Annotated in this window: 12 protein-coding genes; 4 read left to right on the top strand and 8 right to left on the bottom strand. The window is 73.0% G+C overall.

Going from position 1 to position 17,646, the window contains the following annotated elements:
* Positions 1 to 264: 264 nt before the first annotated feature.
* Positions 265 to 1,134 carry a class I SAM-dependent methyltransferase gene (locus B086_RS0118630; protein ID WP_078531132.1) on the top strand — a complete coding sequence of 290 codons (870 nt, stop codon included), beginning with the start codon at positions 265 to 267 and terminating at the stop codon, positions 1,132 to 1,134.
* A gap of 28 nt (positions 1,135 to 1,162) precedes the next feature.
* Here the strand turns inward: B086_RS0118630 and ftsH are convergent, their stop codons facing one another.
* From ftsH to B086_RS0118600, 6 genes are all read right to left on the bottom strand, one after another.
* Positions 1,163 to 3,109: an ATP-dependent zinc metalloprotease FtsH gene (ftsH, locus tag B086_RS0118625; RefSeq protein ID WP_026252554.1), complete on the bottom strand. Its 1,947-nt coding sequence runs from the start codon at positions 3,107 to 3,109 to the stop codon at positions 1,163 to 1,165.
* A gap of 160 nt (positions 3,110 to 3,269) precedes the next feature.
* Positions 3,270 to 4,817, bottom strand: coding sequence for a signal recognition particle protein (gene ffh / locus B086_RS0118620; protein ID WP_018567942.1), 1,548 nt, complete (start codon positions 4,815 to 4,817; stop codon positions 3,270 to 3,272).
* Between the two features lie 75 nt (positions 4,818 to 4,892).
* The gene (locus B086_RS0118615; protein ID WP_234029334.1) at positions 4,893 to 7,292 is read right to left on the bottom strand and encodes a [protein-PII] uridylyltransferase; all 2,400 of its coding nucleotides are present in this window, start codon (positions 7,290 to 7,292) and stop codon (positions 4,893 to 4,895) included.
* Between the two features lie 239 nt (positions 7,293 to 7,531).
* Complete coding sequence (locus B086_RS0118610) at positions 7,532 to 7,870, bottom strand: P-II family nitrogen regulator (RefSeq protein ID WP_018567940.1); 339 nt, start codon at positions 7,868 to 7,870, stop codon at positions 7,532 to 7,534.
* Positions 7,867 to 9,222 carry an ammonium transporter gene (locus B086_RS0118605; protein ID WP_018567939.1) on the bottom strand — a complete coding sequence of 452 codons (1,356 nt, stop codon included), beginning with the start codon at positions 9,220 to 9,222 and terminating at the stop codon, positions 7,867 to 7,869. Before B086_RS0118605 ends, B086_RS0118610 begins: the two co-directional genes overlap by 4 nt.
* Before the next feature lie 406 nt (positions 9,223 to 9,628).
* A complete protein-coding gene (locus B086_RS0118600) occupies positions 9,629 to 11,110 on the bottom strand; it encodes a hypothetical protein (RefSeq protein ID WP_018567938.1) in 1,482 nt (493 codons plus the stop codon).
* A gap of 448 nt (positions 11,111 to 11,558) precedes the next feature.
* Between B086_RS0118600 and B086_RS0118595 the strand changes: the two genes are divergently transcribed.
* Positions 11,559 to 12,221: a bifunctional DNA primase/polymerase gene (locus B086_RS0118595; protein ID WP_018567937.1), complete on the top strand. Its 663-nt coding sequence runs from the start codon at positions 11,559 to 11,561 to the stop codon at positions 12,219 to 12,221.
* Between the two features lie 60 nt (positions 12,222 to 12,281).
* A complete protein-coding gene (locus tag B086_RS0118590; RefSeq protein ID WP_018567936.1) occupies positions 12,282 to 12,692 on the top strand; it encodes a GNAT family N-acetyltransferase in 411 nt (136 codons plus the stop codon).
* Positions 12,693 to 12,805: 113 nt separating this feature from the next.
* Here the strand turns inward: B086_RS0118590 and ftsY are convergent, their stop codons facing one another.
* Positions 12,806 to 14,020, bottom strand: coding sequence for a signal recognition particle-docking protein FtsY (gene ftsY, locus B086_RS0118585; RefSeq protein WP_026252553.1), 1,215 nt, complete (start codon positions 14,018 to 14,020; stop codon positions 12,806 to 12,808).
* 271 nt (positions 14,021 to 14,291) lie between these two features.
* On the opposite strand from ftsY, the gene B086_RS0118580 reads away from it, so the two are divergent.
* Positions 14,292 to 15,752 carry a cytosine permease gene (locus B086_RS0118580; RefSeq protein ID WP_018567934.1) on the top strand — a complete coding sequence of 487 codons (1,461 nt, stop codon included), beginning with the start codon at positions 14,292 to 14,294 and terminating at the stop codon, positions 15,750 to 15,752.
* Positions 15,753 to 16,172: 420 nt separating this feature from the next.
* Here the strand turns inward: B086_RS0118580 and B086_RS0118575 are convergent, their stop codons facing one another.
* On the bottom strand, positions 16,173 to 17,591 hold the full coding sequence (locus B086_RS0118575; protein ID WP_026252552.1) for a sugar porter family MFS transporter: 1,419 nt from the start codon (positions 17,589 to 17,591) through the stop codon (positions 16,173 to 16,175).
* Positions 17,592 to 17,646: the final 55 nt, after the last annotated feature.

Below are 17,646 nucleotides of genomic sequence, written 5' to 3'. Positions count from 1 at the left end.
CTGTGACATCGGTGACGTTACCGGGCACGCCCCCACCGCCCCGCACCGGCCCACCCCGTGCGTCCGTCACGCCCGGGTGAGCCCCCGGTTTCCGGGATGTGAAATCTCCGGACCCGGCCCCCGGAACGGACGAACAGTCCCACCCGACCCCTGGACGCCGTGCGGAGCGGGGAGTTACCTGGCATACGGGAAGTGCGGCGGCACCGCACGGGGGCCACGGAACCGGCACAGCGGCAAAAGCTCGGCGGATTGGGGCGCTCATCCATGACACCTACGCTCGTGCGTCGGCACCCGTCCCATGCGGGGCCCGCGCCCCGGGTGGACCAGTGTGCACGCGCGCGTGACTGGTCCGAGATCCAGGAGCGGATGCTCGTCCCGCTCTACGAAGCCGTCCACGAACGGCTCGGCGTGGGCCCCGGCACCCGTCTGCTGGCCCTCGGCTGCGGCACCGGGCTCGCCCTGCTCCTGGCGGCGGCCCGGGGCGCGGAGGTCACCGGCACCGACACCCGCCCCGAACACCTGGCCCTCGCCCGCGAACGGCTGCTGCCCGCGGCGCCCGGCGCACCCGGGACGGCGGGCACGCGCGCGTGCCCGGACGCCGCCTCCCCCGCGCGGACGACGCCCCGGCTCGTCGAGGGACCGCCCGCCGCCCGCGACCACCGGGCCCCGTACACCCTCGTGACCGCCTTCGAGCCCCTGGGCTGCCCCGCCGGTGATCCGCCGGAACCCGCCGCGCCGCTCGCCGCGGCCGTCCCGCTCGCCGGGCGCGGCGCACCGGTGGTGCTGGCCGGCTGGGGCCCGCCCGAGCGCTGCGCGGCCGCCGACGTCCTGCGCGTGGCCACCCGGCCCGCCGACCCGCTCCCCGTCGTCCGCGACCGCCTGGAGGACGTCGCCCGCGACGCCGGACTGCGCCCGGACGGCTCCGGACGCGTCGCCTGCCCCTTCGGCTACGCCGACCTGGACAGCGCGGTGCGCGGCATGCTCTCCACCGGATGGTTCGACCCGGCGATCGCCACCGCCGGGCACGACCAGGTCGTCAAGGAACTCGCCGAGGCGCTCCACGCGCACCGGCGGCGGGACGGGACGGTGTGGATGCCCAACGTGTTCCGCTATCTGATCGCCCGGACCCCCTGAGCGACCCCCGCACCTCCGGGCGCCGCCCTCACTCCACCTCCGCCTCCAGGTCCTTCTTCAGGCGGGTGACACCGGCCACCCGGTAGGCGTCGGCCTCCTCCAGCGTCTCGTTCTCCAGCAGCGCCGCGGCCAGCGCGTCCAGTTGCGGACGGTGCTCGCGCAGCTTGCGGCACGCCTCCTCGTAGCACTCGTCGACGATCCGCCGCATCTCCGTGTCGATGGCGTCCAGGGTCTGCGGGGCGGCCGAGAGCCCGTACGCCTGCTGGGCGTCGTTCGGCAGCGCGGACAGGCGGCCCAGGTGCTCGCTCATGCCCCAGCGGGCCACCATCCCGCGCGCGATGTTCGTGACCTGCTCCAGATCGCTCTCCGAGCCGGTCGTGATGACGCCGTACACCACCTGCTCGGCGGCCATGCCCCCGAGCGCACCGATGATCCGGCCGCGCAGATACTCCTCCGTGTACGCGTACTTGTCCGACTCCGGCGTGGACAGGGTCACGCCCAGCGCCCGCCCGCGCGGCACGATGGTGATCTTGCGGACCGGGTCGGCGCCCGGCTGGAGCATGCCCAGCAGGGCGTGCCCGCTCTCGTGGTACGCGGTGCGCCGCCGCTCCTCCTCCGGCATCACCAGGGCGCGTTCCGCGCCGAGCTGCACCTTCTCCAGCGCCTCCGAGAAGTCGGCCTGCGTCACCTCGCTCTGCCGCCGCTTCACGGCCAGCAGGGCGGCCTCGTTGGCGAGGTTGGCCAGTTCCGCGCCCGTCATGCCCGGCGTCGTACGCGCCACCCGCGCCAGATCCACACCGGCGGCCAGCGGGATCTCCCGGGTGTGGATGCGCAGGATGGCCTCCCGGCCGCCGCGGTCCGGCGGCGCGACGCTCACCACCCGGTCGAACCGGCCCGGCCGGGTCAGCGCCGGGTCCAGGACGTCCGCGCGGTTGGTCGCGGCCAGCACGATCACGCCCTCGGAGCCGGAGAAGCCGTCCATCTCGGTCAGGATCTGGTTCAGCGTCTGCTCGCGCTCGTCGTGCCCGCCCATCGACGCGCCGCCGCCGCGGGCCCGGCCGATGGTGTCGATCTCGTCGATGAACACGATCGACGGGGCCACCTTGCGCGCCTCCGCGAACAGCTCCCGCACCCGGGAGGCGCCCACGCCGACGATCATCTCGATGAACTCCGACGCGGACGCGGAGAAGAACGGCACCCCCGCCTCACCGGCCACCGCCCGCGCCAGCAGTGTCTTGCCCGTGCCCGGCGGCCCGGTCAGCAGCACACCGCGCGGCATCTTCGCACCCATCCGCCGGTAGTCGTCGGGATGCTTGAGGAAGTCGACGACGTCGTCCAGCTCGCCCTTGACCTCGTCGATGCCCGCCACATCGGCGAACGTCGTGCGCTGGGTGCCCGGCTGGAGCTCCACCGGGCGCGGCGGCGCCTTGCGGCCCAGCAGCCCGCCCGGCCCGCCGAGCCCCGAGCCGATCCGGCGCGCGAAGAACACCCACAGCGCGACGATGATCACGATGGGGGCCAGCGACAGCAGCAGATTGGACAGCAGGCCGCGTTCCTGCACGACCGGCTGCGCGGTCACCGTCACCTGGTGGCTGCTCAGGCTCTGCCACAGCTTGTCGTCCGCGAAGGCCGGCCGCTGCGTCTTGAACTTCGTGTACGTGCCGCTGCCGCTCGGCTTCGCACGGGCGCTCTTCAACTGCCCCTGGATGGCGTCGCCCTTGGAGTAGATCTTGCTGACATTGCCGGCGTCCACCTGCCGGCTGAACTCCGTGTACGAGATCGTCGGCTCGTTGCCGGTGCTGTAGTAGCTCAGCGCGCCGTAGGCCACCAGGAAGACGACCACCGCGGTGACCAGCAGCCCCCACCAGCGGCCGCGCATCCGCCGGCCGCCGGGCCGCCGGGGCGGCTCGTCCGGCGTGCCCTCGGTGCGCCACGGCTGGTCTGGGGCCTTGCGTGGTGGCGCGGCATTGCTCATATCTGGACGTTACGGCACATGGCGGGGCCCGGCACGCGCTGAGGGCGCCCCCGCCGAACGGGAGCGCCCTCGAACGTCGTACGGACCGACCGTCATACGGAAGTACAGCGATACAGCACTACCGGACGACCGTCGTACGGAATCTCAGCCCATGAACCGCTCAGCCCATGAACTTCTTGAACTCGTCCGGCAGCTCGAAGTCCTGGCCGCCCTGCTGCGGCAGCCCGAGGGCACCGCCCTGGGCCCCGGCGGCACGCCGCGCGGCCTCCTCCTGCTCCTGCTGCTTGCGCTTCATCGGGTTGCCCGAACGCTGCTTGCCCTTGGCCTTCTTCGGCTGCTTCTTGCTGCGGCCGGGGCCGCCGCCCATGCCGGGGATCCCCGGCATGCCCGGCATGCCGCCGCCCTGCGCCATGCGCGACATCATCTTGCGGGCCTCGAAGAACCGCTCCACCAGGTTCTTCACCGCGCTGACCTCGACACCGGAGCCCTTGGCGATACGGGCCCGGCGGGAGCCGTTGATGATCGTCGGGTCCTGGCGCTCGCCCGGGGTCATCGACTTGATGATGGCGCCGACGCGGTCGACCTCGCGGTCGTCCAGGTTGTTGATCTGGTCCTTGATCTGCCCCATGCCGGGCAGCATCCCGAGCAGCTTGCTGATGCTGCCCATCTTCCTGACCTGCTCCATCTGGGACAGGAAGTCGTCCAGGGTGAAGTCCTGGCCCTTCTTCGACGCCAGCTTGGAGGCCATCTTCTCGGCCTCTTCCTGACTGAACGTCTTCTCCGCCTGCTCGATCAGGGTGAGCAGGTCACCCATGTCGAGGATGCGGGAGGCCATCCGGTCCGGGTGGAAGGCGTCGAATTCGTCGAGCTTCTCCCCGTTGGACGCGAACATGATCGGCTTGCCGGTGATCTGCCGGATCGACAGGGCCGCGCCGCCGCGGGCGTCGCCGTCGAGCTTGGAGAGCACCACACCGTCGAAGCCGACGCCGTCGCGGAACGCCTCCGCGGTGTTCACCGCGTCCTGGCCGATCATCGCGTCGACGACGAAGAGGATCTCGTCGGGCCGGACCGCGTCCCGGATGTCCGCGGCCTGCTGCATCATCTCCTGGTCGATGCCGAGGCGGCCCGCGGTGTCCACGATCACGATGTCGTGGACCTTGGCCTTCGCGAACTCGATCGAGTCCTCGGCGACCTTGACCGGGTCACCGACGCCGTTGCCCGGCTCGGGCGCGTAGACCGCGACACCGGCGCGCTCGGCGACGACGCTCAGCTGGTTGACCGCGTTGGGCCGCTGGAGGTCGCAGGCGACCAGCAGCGGGGAGTGCCCCTGCTCCTTGAGCCACCGGCCGAGCTTGCCCGCCAGGGTGGTCTTGCCCGCACCCTGGAGACCGGCCAGCATGATCACGGTCGGCGGCTGCTTGGCGAAGCGGAGGCGGCGGGTCTCGCCGCCCAGCACGGTCACCAGCTCGTCGTTGACGATCTTGAGAACCTGCTGGGCCGGGTTGAGCGCCTTGGAGACGTCGGCGCCGAGGGCCCGTTCCTTGACGTTCTTGATGAACGTCCGGACGACGGGCAGGGCCACGTCGGCCTCGAGGAGCGCGATACGGATCTCGCGCGCGGTGGCGTCGATGTCCGCCTCGGAGAGCCGTCCCTTGCCGCGCAGGTTCTTGAAAGTCGCTGACAGGCGATCGGAGAGAGTGTCGAACACGGCGCTCGCGGTCCTCGGGGTCGGGGATGGCTGAAGGAATCGCCCTCCAGGGTATCCCGGCCGGGCAGAACCGGGTCACGGTCGTGCCCGCAACGCCTCCTCCACCGTCCGTACCGCCGCTGCCGCCTCCTCGTCCGGCAGCGGGGTGCCGGTCGGGCCGGTGACGTAGAAGGCGTCCACGGCGTTGGCGCCCAGGGTGCCGGCGTGGGCGCTGCGGACGTGGACCTTCGCGTCCTCCAGGGCGCGGCCGATGCGGAAGAGCAGGCCGGGGGCGTCCTGGGCGCGGACCTCGATCACCGTGGCGTGCCGGGAGGCGGCCGGGGCGAGGGTCACCCGGGGCGGGGGTGCCAGCAGGCCCTTGCGGCGCGACTGGGCGGCGTCCCGTTCGGCGAGGCGCGCCGCGATGTCGAGCGAGCCGTCCAGCGCCCGGACCAGGTCGGCGCGGAGCCGGGCGGCCTGGGGCAGGGAGCCGTACTCGGCGGCGACCCGCCACTCCAGCAGCAGCACGGCGCGGTCGCCGACGGCGCCGGGCAGGTCGACGGTGCGCAGTTCGGCGGTGCGGACGGTGAGGCGGTGCACGGCGAGCACCCCGGCGGCGGCGGGCAGGACGCCGGGCCGGTCGGGGACGGCGATGAGCAGTTCCACGCCCAGCGGTTCGGCCCCGGCCGGGTCGCCGCCGGTCCCCTCCGAGAGAGGTTCGGTCCGGGCGCGCAGGGCGAGGACGGGGCCGCCGGTGCGCAGGGCCTCGACGGCGAGCCGTTCCTGCTCGGCGGTGGGTTCGGCGGCGACGGGTCCGGGGGCCTCGGGGGTGTGTCCGGCGAGGTGCGCCGCGACCCGGCGGACCAGGTCGGCGACGAGGGAGCCGCGCCAGGAGGACCAGGCGGCCGGACCGGTGGCCAGGGCGTCCGCCTCGGTCAGGGCGTGCAGCAGTTCGAGGGTGCCCGGGGTGCCGACGGCGGCGGCGACCGCGCGGACGGTGGCCGGGTCGTCGAGGTCGCGCCGGGTGGCGGTCTCGGCGAGGAGCAGGTGGTGGCGTACGAGGGTGGTGAGGACGACGGCGTCGGCGGCGTCGAACCCGATGCGGGCGGCGACGTCGGCGGCGATGGTGGCGCCCGCGGTCGCGTGGTCGCCGGGCCAGCCCTTGCCGATGTCGTGCAGCAGCGCGGCGACGAGGAGAAGGTCGGGGCGGCCGACGCGGCGGGTGAGCGCGGAGGCGCGGACGGCCGTCTCGATCAGATGGCGGTCGACGGTCCAGAGGTGGACGGCGTTGCGCTGCGGGCGGCAGCGCACGCGTTCCCAGTCGGGCAGGAGCCGGGTGACGAGCCCTTCCGCCTCCAGTGCCTCCCAGACCCGCACCAGGGGGCGGCCGGAGCCGAGCAGGGTGACGAGCTGCTCGCGGGCCTCGGCGGGCCAGGGCGTGGGCAGGGGGCGCGTGGTGGTGGCGAGGTGGCGTACGGCGTGCGGGGAGAGCGGGAGTCCGGCCTGTGCGGCGGCGGCCGCGGCGCGCAGCGGGAGGACGGGGTCGCGTTCGGGGCGCGCGGTGCGGGCGAGTACCACCTCGCCCTCCTGTTCCACCACCCCTTCGGCGAGCGGGGACCGTTCCGCGGCCGGTCTGCCGCCGCCCAGCAGAGCGCGCAGCCTCGGCCGTACGGCGCGCGCCCTGAGCACGCGCCCCACTTCGCGCCAGGTGACCTCGCTCGCGTACGCGACGACCCCCGCGGCCTCGTACACCTGGCGGAGCAGGGCGTCCGCGTCGAGCAGGCCCAGTTCCGCCGCGACCTGGTCCTGTTCCTGGAGGTCGAGCCGGTCGGTGGCGCGGCCGGTGGTGAGGTGGAGCGCGTCCCGTACGTCGAGGAGGCGGCGACGGGCGTCGGCGAGGCCCTCGCGCGGGGCGTCGGCGAGCCAGGAGGCGGCGACGGCGCGCAGCGCGGTGGTGTCGCGCAGACCGCCGTGCGCCTCCTTCAGGTCGGGTTCGAGCAGGTAGCGCAGTTCGCCGTGGCGTTCGGCGCGTGCGGCGCACAGGTCCCGGAGTTCGGGCAGGCGGGCGGGGGCCTGGTTGCGCCAGTCGGCGAGGACGGTGGTGCGCAGCGCGGTGGTGAGGCCGCGGTCGCCTGCGAGGTGGCGGGCGTCCAGGAGGCCGAGGTGGGCCTTGAGGTCGGCGTTCGCGGTGCGGCGGGCCTCGGCGGGGGTGCGTACGGAGTGGTCGAGGGCCAGCCCGAGGTCCCACACCGGGTACCAGAGGCGGTCGGCGAGGGCGGCGACGGTGGCGGGGTCGCGGCCGTCGTGCAGCAGGAGCAGATCGAGGTCGCTGCGCGGGGACAGTTCACCGCGGCCGTAGCCGCCGACGGCGACGAGGGCCGCGCCCGTGCGGGGCCCGGCGGCGGTGAACAGGGAGGTGAGCCAGTCGTCGGTGAGCCGGGCGAGGGCCGTACGGCGCGGCGGCCCGGACCGCGTCTCCTGCTGGAGGAGGCGCAGCCGGGCCGCCGCGTAGCCGCCGGGGTGCGGGCGCGGCGGCTCGCCCGATCCGGCAGGCGTGCCGTCTCCCCCGGATCTCCCGCTTCCGCCGGTCGCGGTCGTCCGGCCGGTCGCGCCGCTGGGGGCGCTGGGGTCGCTGCTGCTGCTCGTCACCGGTGACTCCTGTCTCGATCGCCCGCCGGTGCGGCCGGTCCGGAGTGTTCTGCGGAGCGGTCGCACCGGCGGGTCTGCCGAAGCCGTCAGAGCGCGTCGGGGCCGCGTTCGCCGGTGCGGACCCGGACGACGGTGTCGACGGGCAGGGACCAGACCTTCCCGTCGCCGATCTTGCCGGTACGGGCCGCCTTGACGACGGCTTCGATCAGCTGGTCGGCCTCGTCGTCCTCGGCGAGCACCTCGATCCGGATCTTGGGGACCAGGTCGACGGTGTACTCGGCGCCGCGGTAGACCTCGGTGTGCCCGCGCTGGCGGCCGTAGCCGCTGGCCTCGGTGACGGTGAGCCCGTGGACGCCGAAGGACTGGAGGGCTTCCTTGATCTCGTCGAGGCGGTGCGGTTTGACGACGGCGGTGATGAGCTTCATGCGTCCACCTTCTTGTTCGGGGTGCCCGGCCTGCCCTGCGCGGCGGCGGCCAGGGCGGTGACGGCGCCTGCCACACCGCCGCCCGCGCCGCTGAAGTCGTAGGCGGTCTCGGCGTGCTGGGCCTGGTCGATGCCGGAGATCTCCTCGTCCTCGGTGACCCGCATCCCGATCGTCCGGTCGATGAGGAGGGCGAGGACCGCGGAGGCGACCAGAGAATAGGCGAGGACGGCGAAGACTCCGGCGCACTGCTTCCAGAACTGGTCCAGGCCGCCGCCGTAGAAGAGGCCCTTGACGTCGGACTGGCCGGTGCCGCTGGCGAAGAGGCCGACCAGGAGGGAGCCGATGATGCCGCCGACCATGTGGACGCCGACGACGTCGAGGGAGTCGTCGTAGCCGAAGCGGTACTTCAGTCCGACCGCCATGGCGCACAGGACACCGGCGATCGCGCCGACGGCGATGGCGCCGAGCGGGGAGACCGCGCCGCCGGAGGGGGTGATGGCGACGAGTCCGGCGACCGCGCCGGAGGCGGCGCCCAGGGTGGTGCAGGCGCCGTGGCGGATCTTCTCGTAGGCCAGCCAGGCGAGCAGGGCGGCGGCGGTCGCGATCTGGGTGTTGACGAACATCAGCGGGCCGACGCCGTCGTCGTTGCCGAGCCAGGAGCCCGCGTTGAAGCCGAACCAGCCGAACCACAGCAGTCCCGCGCCGAGCATGACCAGGGGCAGGCTGTGCGGGCGCATCGGGTCCTTCTTGAAGCCGGTCCGCCTGCCGATGACGAGGATCACGCCGAGGGCGGCGGCGCCCGCGTTGATGTGGACGGCGGTGCCGCCGGCGAAGTCGATGACGCCGAGGTCGAAGGCCCAGCCGCCGCTGCCCCAGACCCAGTGGGCGACGGGGAAGTAGACGATCGTCGCCCACAGCACCACGAACAGCGACCAGGCGGTGAACTTCACCCGGTCGGCCAGGGCGCCGCTGATCAGGGCCGGGGTGATGACGGCGAACATCAGCTGGAAGACGGCGAAGACGAAGACCGGGACGGTGTATCCGGGCCACAGGTCCGTCTTGCCGATGCCGCTGAAGCCGACGAAGCCGGAGCTCCAGCCGATGAGGGAGCCCTTGTCGGTGCCGAAGGCGAGGGAGAAGCCGTAGAGCACCCACAGGAGGGTGACGATGCCGAGGCTGACGAAGCTCATCATCAGCATGTTCAGGGTGCTCTTGACGCGGACCATGCCTCCGTAGAAGAAGGCGAGGCCCGGGGTCATCAGCATGACCAGGGCGGAGCAGATCAGCATGAAGCCGGTGTTCGCGGACGACAGCCGGGGTGCGTCCGCCGCAAGCATGATGGCTGGTGCCATCGGCGTCTCCTCGTCGGTTGTACGGCCCCGTGCGGGCGAAGCCTGGAGCGGTCCCGGCAGCGAGTCCGGGGGGGGGAGGGGTGGGCCGGTTCTGCGCCATGAGACTCGCGCAGCGCGGTTTCGGCGGGTGCCCCTCGTTGTTTCGCCGGGGTGACGAAGGCGCCTGGAGTGTTACGCGTCGGTGAACGGCGGGCGGACGCCGGACCGGCCGCGGACGGCCTTCCGATGACCTGGCTTGGGGGAGCCGAGTCGGGCGGTTCGGGAGGGCCGGCCGCGGCCGGGGTTCCGGGGTCGTCCGGCGCGGTGCCGGGGCCGTCCGGGGGTGCGAGGGTGGTCGTCGGGGGTGCGGTGCGGGGGCCGCCGGGGGTGGTGCCGGAGCGGCGCGGGGGCCTTGCGGGGGCCGGGCTCAGACCGCCTCGGCGGTCTCGGGCAGTTCGGCGGCGAGCTGCTCGGTCAGGTCGATGACCTCGCCGAGCTCGCCGAAGTCGCGTACGGCGTTGCCGACGGTCTTGCGGATACGGGTGTTGACGCGCTCGGAGCGGACCTTCTTGGCCACGTCCATCGCGTGCGCGGCGTAGCGGGTGCTCTGCTCCGGTTCGCGCTGGAGGAGGTGGACGGTGGCCATGCCGATCAGGTTGAGCGCGTAGGAGCGCTGGTGCTCGTCGTCCGCGGCGAACAGCTGGACGGCCTTGTCCATGAGCGGTTCGGCCAGGGAGGCGTAGGTGGGGCTGCGGCCGGCGACATAGGCGAGGTCGCGGAAGGAGTGGGAGTTCTCGCCGTACAGCTCGGCCTCGGAGAAGAAGCGGATCCAGTCGGGGTCGGGCTCGTCCCAGTCCTCGACGTCGGCGAAGGTGTCCTCGGCCATCCGCACCGCCCGCTTGCACTTGCCGGGCTGGCCCATGTTGGCGTAGGCGCGGGCCTCCATCGCATACAGCATGGACTGGGTGCGCGGCCCGGCGCAGTCCCGGCTGCCGTACTGGGCGAGGTGGATCAGCTCCAGGGCGTCGTCGGGGCGGCCGAGGTGGATCATCTGGCGGCTCATGCTGGAGAGCACGTAGGAGCCGAGCGGTTTGTCACCGGCCTCCTTGGCGGCGTGCAGGGCCAGCACGAAGTACTTCTGGGCGGTGGGCTGGAGTCCGACGTCGTAGCTCATCCAGCCGGCCAGCTCCGCTAATTCGGCGGCGACCCGGAACAGCCGCCGGGTGGTGTCCTCCTGCTGGGGCTCCTGGAGGAGGTCCGTCACCTCGTGGAGCTGGCCGACGACGGCCTTGCGGCGCAGGCCGCCGCCGCACTGGGCGTCCCACTTGCGGAACATCACGGTGGTGCTCTCCAGCAGCTCAAGCTCGGGGCGGGAGAGGCGGCCGGGGCGGCGGGCGGCGGCCTGCTCGGGCGGCGCGAGCGGGGCCGGGGGCGCGGGGACCAGCCAGCGCTGGAGCGGCTCGATGAGGGAGGGGCCCGCGCAGAGCGCCAGCGCGCTGCCGAGGAAGCCGCGCCGGGCCAGCATCAGGTCGCTGCGGGAGAACTCGCTGAGCAGGGCGACGGTCTGCGGGCCCGTCCAGGGCAGGTCGACGCCGGTGGCGGAGGGGGTCTGGCGGGCCGTGCGCAGGCCGAGGTCCTCGACGGGGACGACGCAGCCGAAGCGCTCGGAGAACAGCTCGGACAGGATGCGCGGGATCGGTTCGCGCGGGTTCTCCCCGTCGAGCCAGCGGCGCACCCGCGAGGTGTCGGTGGAGATGTGGTTCGCCCCGAGCTGGCGGGCGCGGCGGTTGACCTGGCGGGCCAGTTCGCCCTTGGACCAGCCGCTGCGCACGAACCACGAGGCGAGCAGCTCGTTGGGGCGCTTGTCCGCGCCCGCCGAGTTCGTCCCGCCACCGCCGTTGCCGCTCACTGGAACGCCCCCAATCCTGAGACCACTTGCCGCCGAGTGCGCCAAGCCCTATCAGAATGCCGGTCGGCGTCGGCCGCCGTCCGGCGCTTGCCACCCTTCGAACGGAATACCGACTTGCCTCCGGCATACCCACGAGCGTGTGTACCCCCAGGACTCGCACACTCACAGTAATCCTACGATCACGGGCCCGGCCATGGGGATTCCGGAAACGCCACCATTCGCCACCCCTTCGAATGAACTCCCGGTGGCCACGTCGCGATTCACTTGACACGGGACCACCGCGAGCGGGTGGAGCGATGCACCGCGAGGCGCATGCCGCCCCGCGCACCACCCCCGTCACATCCGGGCGCCGTCCCGTCCGGGCGCGGCCGGGGAGCCGGTGGGAACAGAACGTCACGTTCCGCATCCGCCTCGTAACCATCGAGGGGACGGGCCCGTTGGAGGGGGTATGGGGTTCACGATCGGTGGCATTCGCGAGATCCGCTCCGGCGCGCGGCGGCGCGGCCGGTCGTTCCGCTCGTCCGAGTGCACCGCGGTGGCCGAATACACCGGGCTGTGGGGCTGGGACGTGGTGCGGGGCGCGCGGGCCGCGGGCGGCGCCTGCTCGTGCGGCCGGCTCGACTGCCCGGCACCGGGCGCACATCCCCTGGAGTTCGCGCCGCCGGTCCCGGCCGGGGCGACCCTGGACGAGGTGAGCGGGGCGTGGGCCGAGCTGCCGGGCGCCGCGGTGATGCTGGCGGTCGGGCGCGCGTTCGACGCGATCGAGGTCGCCGAGCCCGTCGGGCGGCGGGCGCTGGCCCGGATGGAGCGCATGGGGCTGCCCCTCGGCCCGGTGACGGCGGCCCCGGACGGCCGGGTCCACTTCTTCGTGGCCCCCGGCGCCGCCGCCGAGCTGCCCGGTCTGCTCTACCGCATGGGCTGGGACGATCCCTCCGGCCTCGATCTGCGCGGCCTGGGCCCGGGTACGTATCTCACGGCGCCGCCGTCCGACCGCGCGGGCCTCGGCCCGGCCCGCTGGCTGCGCTCCCCGGCCCTGGACACGGCCGACCCGCCGGAGGCCCGGCTGCTGCTCGGCACGCTGGCGTACGTGGCGCACCGGTTCCGGGGGTAGACCCGGGGAGGGTCCGCGCTCGCCCGGAGGAGCGGGCGGGCGCGCTCGTACGATCGCGGCATGACGATCACGGACGAGACGATCACGTACGAGTGGCGCGGCGAGTTCGAGGACGCCGCGCTCGAAGCGCTGCACGCGGAGGGGTTCGGGCATCCCGTCGGGCGGACCGGGTGGCGGGCGCGGCTGCTGCGGCACAGTCTCGGCTGGGTGTGCGCCCGGTCGGAGGGCCGGCTGATCGGGTTCGTCAATGTCGCCTGGGACGGCGGCGAGCACGCGTTCGTGCTGGACACGGTGGTGGCCCGGGAGCACCGGTCGCACGGGATCGGGGCGGAGCTGGTGGCGACGGCGGCCCGGCGGGCGCGTGCCGCCGGGTGCGCGTGGCTGCATGTCGACCACGAGGCGCGGCTGCGCCCCTTCTACCTCGACGCCTGCGGCTTCCGGGAGACGGCGGCCGGTCTGCTGGCGCTGTGATCCGCGCCGGGCGGGCCGTGCGGTACGGCAGCGGCGCCCGTCCCCACCGGGATCCGGGGGCGGGCGCCGCTGCGGGGCGCGGGGCGGGCATCTGACCGCGGTCGCCTCGGCCGTCAGTCGCCGATCAGGGCGTCGACGAACGCCTCCGGCTCGAAGGGCGCCAGGTCGTCCGCGCCCTCACCGAGGCCGATCAGCTTGACCGGGACGCCCAGCTCGCGCTGGACCGCGACCACGATGCCGCCCTTGGCGGTGCCGTCGAGCTTGGTGAGCACGATGCCGCTGATGTCGACGACCTCGGCGAAGACCCGGGCCTGGACCAGGCCGTTCTGGCCGGTCGTGGCGTCGAGCACGAGCAGCACCTCGTCCAGCGGGGCGTGCTTCTCCACGACCCGCTTGACCTTGCCCAGCTCGTCCATGAGGCCGGTCTTGGTGTGCAGGCGGCCGGCGGTGTCGATGAGCACCACGTCGGCGCCCAGCTCCTTGCCCTCCTTGACCGCGTCGAAGGCCACGGAGGCGGGGTCGCCGGCCTCCGGGCCGCGCACGGTGTGCGCGCCGACCCGCTCGCCCCAGGTCTGGAGCTGGTCCGCGGCGGCGGCGCGGAAGGTGTCGGCGGCGCCGAGCACGACGCTGCGGCCGTCGGCGACCAGGACGCGGGCGAGCTTGCCGGTGGTGGTGGTCTTGCCGGTGCCGTTGACGCCGACGACCATCACGATGCCGGGGCCGCCGCCGGGCGGCTCGGTCCGCACGGCGCGGTCCAGGTCGCGGCCGACCAGGGTGAGCAGCTCCTCGCGCAGCAGGGCGCGCAGCTCCTCGGGGGTGCGGGTGCCGAGCACGCGGACGCGCTCGCGCAGCCGCTCGACCAGTTCCTGGGTGGGCCGGACGCCGACGTCGGCGGTCAGCAGGGTGTCCTCGATCTCCTCCCAGGTGTCCTCGTCCAGGTGCTCGCGGGACAGCAGGGTGAGCAGGCCCTTGCCCAGGGCGTTCTGCGACCTGGAGAGGCGGGCGCGCAGCCGGACCAGGCGGCCGGCGGTGGGCTCCGGGACCTCGATCTCGGGAGCCGGCAGCTCCTCGACGACGGGCGGCTCCTCCACGGCGGTGGGGGCCGAGCCGCCCGGAAGGTCCACCTCCTCGATGGTCCGCCGCGGCTCCTCGCGCGGCGTCTCGGCCTCCTCGCCGACGTGCGGTTCGGCCGGCGGGGCGGCGGTGATGTCGGGCGGGCCGGGCGGTGGCGGGGGCAGCGGTTTGCGGCGCCGGCTTCCGACGACGAGCCCGCCGAGCGCGCCGAGCACCACCACGGCGATGACTACAGCAAGGATGATGGTTTCCATAACGCGTCCAGTATCGGCCATGGGTCCCGGCCACAGGCCGTTTGTGGGTTCCCCCGAGAGACAAACGCCACCTAAAGACGCGAGTAGTATCAAAGTACGATGGTGGAGCGCGGGTCAACACGCGTAGAGTCCCCGACGTCGCCGCCCGCGGACGGCGTCCGCCACTCCTTCCCGAGCACGGAGTGCGCTTCTTCACCCCCCACAGAGACTCCCCCACGGACACTCCCCCGCGACCACTCCCCCCCCCACGAACAAGGCACGGACCTTCCCCATGAGCAAGACCGCCGAGGTCGAAGGCGCCCTGGAAACCCGCGGCATCGAACAGGTGCCCGACCATGAGCGCACCGGCAGGACCCGCGAGCTGTTCCCCACCTGGGTCGGCGCCAACATCAGCGTGCTGCTGCTCACGATGGGCGCGAGCCTCGTCGTGGCGTACCACCTCAATCTGTGGCAGGCGCTCGTCGTGGCCGTCGCCGCGCCCGTCGTCTCCTACGGTCTGGTGGGGCTGATCGGCATCTCCGGCAAACGCGGCGGAGCGCCCGGCATGGCGCTGTCCCGCGCGGTCTTCGGGCAGCGCGGCAACCTGCTGCCCGGTTCGCTGATCTGGGTCGCCCGCTGGGGCTGGGAGACGATCAACGCGGTGACCGGCGCCTACGCGATGCTCAGCATCCTGGACATCGTGTTCGGCCTGACGGCGAACAGCGTGCTGGACCTGGTGACGCTGCTGGCCTTCGTCGTCGCCACCTTCGCGATCTCCGGGCTCGGCATCGGCGCCGTGCAGAAGTGCAACAAGTACGCGACCTACCTCTTCGGCCTCTTCTCCGTGCTGGTGCTGGTCTATCTGATCGTGGACACCGACTGGTCGAAGGTGTTCGCGCACTCCGCGGGCTCCACGGCCGCCGTGATCACCGGCATCGGCATGATCGCGGCGGGCGGCGTCAGCTGGATCCCGACCGCGCCGGACTTCACGCGCTATCTGCCGCGCACCGCCTCCTCCAGGGCGATCGTCGGCACCTCGGTGGGCGGCGCCGGGATCGTCGTCCTGCCGATGGTGCTGATGGGCGCGGTGATGGCGGTCTCCACCCCCGATCTGGCCTCGGCCTCCGACCCGGTGTCCTTCCTCGGCGAGATCCTGCCGACCTGGATCGCGGTGCCGTACCTGCTGATCGCGCTGATCGGCATGCTGCTGATCAACTCGATGTCGATGTACTCGGCGGGCTTCACCGCGCAGACCCTCGGCTTCAAGGTGCCGCGGCACTGGGCGGTCTCGGTCAACGCCGTGATCTCGCTGGCCTTCGGCGGGGTGTTGATGCTGGTGGCGACGAGCTTCATGGGCTCCTTCATCGCCTTCCTGTCGCTGCTCGCGGTGGCCTTCTCCGCCTGGGTGGGCGTCTTCGGCGCGGACATGCTGCGGCGCACCGAGTACGACGGCGCCGCCATGGCCGACACCACGCGCACCAGCGCGTACTGGTACAAGGGCGGCTTCTCCCCCGCCGCCGTCGCCTCCTGGGCGATCGGCCTGGCCGCCGGTCTGCTGTTCACCACCTCCGACTGGTTCACCGGCCCGCTGGCCCACAACAACGTCGTCGGCGAGTACGGCCTCGGCTGGGTCGCCACCATCGTGATCTCCGGTCTGCTGTACCTGGCCCTGCCCAAACCGGCGGTGGTCCCGGCGGCCCCGGCCCCGGCGGGCGCGGAGTCCGCGGGCCGGCGGGAGCGGCAGTCCGCCTAGGGCCTTCGGCCGTCAGCCGGGCCATGCCTCGCACCGGCTCGTTCCGTCCCCTGCACCGTCCGGAATCGGTGGAGGGGACGTTGCCTTTCCGTCGGCCCGGGGGGGGGCGTCCCGTGAGGGCGGCGTGCGCGCGGTGGCGGGGTGACGGTCACGGGAGCGTCGCGCGCGCTGCGCCCGGGGCCGGGCGCCACACCCTCCGTACGTCCCGACGCGTACGTCCCGACCTGTACGTCCCGACGCGTACGTCCCGAGCCGTACGCCCCGACGCCCCGCCACCGGCGAACGCAGCAAGCCCCCGGCCCACGAAGCGACACCGCCGCCCCGGTCCGGCGGGATGCGGACCGGGGCGGCGGACGGTGCGAGGAGACGGCAGCGGGGACTCGGCCCGTCTCCCCGGGATCGGGGGGCCTGCCGGGCGGCTCAGCCCATCTCCTCCAGGGACTTGCCCTTCGTCTCCTTGACGAACTTCAGGACGAACGGGATGGAGAGCGCCGCGAAGACCGCGTAGATCACGTACGTACCGGAGAGGTTCCAGTCGGCCAGCGACGGGAAGCTCGCGGTGATGGCCCAGTTGGCGATCCACTGGGCGGAGGCGGCCACGCCCAGGGCGGCGGCGCGGATCCGGTTCGGGAACATCTCGCCGAGGAAGACCCACACCACCACGCCCCAGGACAGGGCGAAGAAGAGGACGAAGACGTGGGCGGCGACCAGGGCCACCCAGCCCTGGGTGGCGGGGAGCTTGCCGTCCACCAGCGGGGACGAGAAGGCCCATGCCTCCAGGGCGAGTCCGACGACCATGCCGGCCGAGCCGATGAGCGCGAGCGGCTTGCGGCCGATGCGGTCGACGAAGATCATCGCGATCACGGTGCCGATGATGTTGATGATCGACGTGGTGAAGGAGTAGAAGAACGACTGCGTCGGGTCGACACCGACCGACTGCCACAGCGTCGAGGAGTAGTAGAACGCGACGTTGATGCCGACGAACTGCTGGAAGACCGACAGGCCGATGCCGATCCAGACGATCGGCTTGAAGAAGAAGCTGCCGCCGAGCAGGTCCTTGAAGGACGACTTCTCCTCGCGGTGCATGGCGTGCTCGATCTCGGCGATGCGCGCGTCGAAGTCCACGTCCTTGCCCTCGACCTCTTCGAGGATCTCCTTGGCGCGCTCGCGCTTGCCCACGGAGACCAGGAAGCGCGGGGACTCGGGGATGGCGAAGGAGAGCAGACCGTACAGGACGGCCGGGACCACCATCACGCCGAGCATGACCTGCCATGCCTCCAGGCCCATCAGCTTGCCGCGCTGGTCGCCGCCGGCGGCGTTCAGCAGGCCCCAGTTGACCAGCTGCGAGATGGCGATGCCGACGACGATCGCGGCCTGCTGGAAGGAGCCGAGCCGGCCGCGGTAGGCGGGCGGGGCGACCTCGGCGATGTAGGCGGGGCCGATGACGGAGGCCATGCCGATGGCGAAGCCGCCGATGATGCGCCACAGGGCCAGGTCCCACAGGGCGAAGGGCAGCGCCGAACCGACGGCGCTGACGGTGAAGAGGCCCGCGGCGATCTGCATGCAGCGGATACGGCCGATGCGGTCGGCGATCCGGCCCGCGGTGGCGGCGCCGATGGCGCAGCCGATCAGCGCGATGGCGATGACCTGGGCCAGCGCGGCGGAGCCGATGTCGTAGCGGTCCCGGATGGCCTCGACGGCGCCGTTGATCACGGAGCTGTCGTAGCCGAACAGGAACCCGCCCATGGCGGCCGCCGCCGCGATGAAGATGACATGCCCGAGATGATCGGGATGGGCCGTAGGGACTCCTGGCGTCGGCGCCTGCGCTGTGCTGGTCACGTGTACTCCTCGGGCACACCGGCAACGCTGCCGGGGTGGGGTCAGCCCCTCCAGG

The sequence above is a fragment of the Streptomyces sp. PsTaAH-124 genome (genome assembly GCF_000373685.1).
In the GTDB taxonomy this organism is placed as follows: domain Bacteria; phylum Actinomycetota; class Actinomycetes; order Streptomycetales; family Streptomycetaceae; genus Streptomyces; species Streptomyces andamanensis.
Note: the sequence above shows the minus strand (reverse complement) of the source record. Positions and strands in the feature narration are given on the sequence as shown.

Bases quoted from the DNA above. Each gene is read 5' to 3' on its own strand.
- B086_RS0118630 (WP_078531132.1), top strand. From the start codon at position 265: ATGACACCTACGCTCGTGCGTCGGCACCCGTCCCATGCGGGGCCCGCG.
- ftsH (WP_026252554.1), bottom strand. From the start codon at position 3,109: ATGAGCAATGCCGCGCCACCACGCAAGGCCCCAGACCAGCCGTGGCGC.
- B086_RS0118610 (WP_018567940.1), bottom strand. From the start codon at position 7,870: ATGAAGCTCATCACCGCCGTCGTCAAACCGCACCGCCTCGACGAGATC.
- B086_RS0118605 (WP_018567939.1), bottom strand. From the start codon at position 9,222: ATGGCACCAGCCATCATGCTTGCGGCGGACGCACCCCGGCTGTCGTCC.
- B086_RS0118595 (WP_018567937.1), top strand. From the start codon at position 11,559: ATGGGGTTCACGATCGGTGGCATTCGCGAGATCCGCTCCGGCGCGCGG.
- B086_RS0118590 (WP_018567936.1), top strand. From the start codon at position 12,282: ATGACGATCACGGACGAGACGATCACGTACGAGTGGCGCGGCGAGTTC.
- ftsY (WP_026252553.1), bottom strand. From the start codon at position 14,020: ATGGAAACCATCATCCTTGCTGTAGTCATCGCCGTGGTGGTGCTCGGC.
- B086_RS0118580 (WP_018567934.1), top strand. From the start codon at position 14,292: ATGAGCAAGACCGCCGAGGTCGAAGGCGCCCTGGAAACCCGCGGCATC.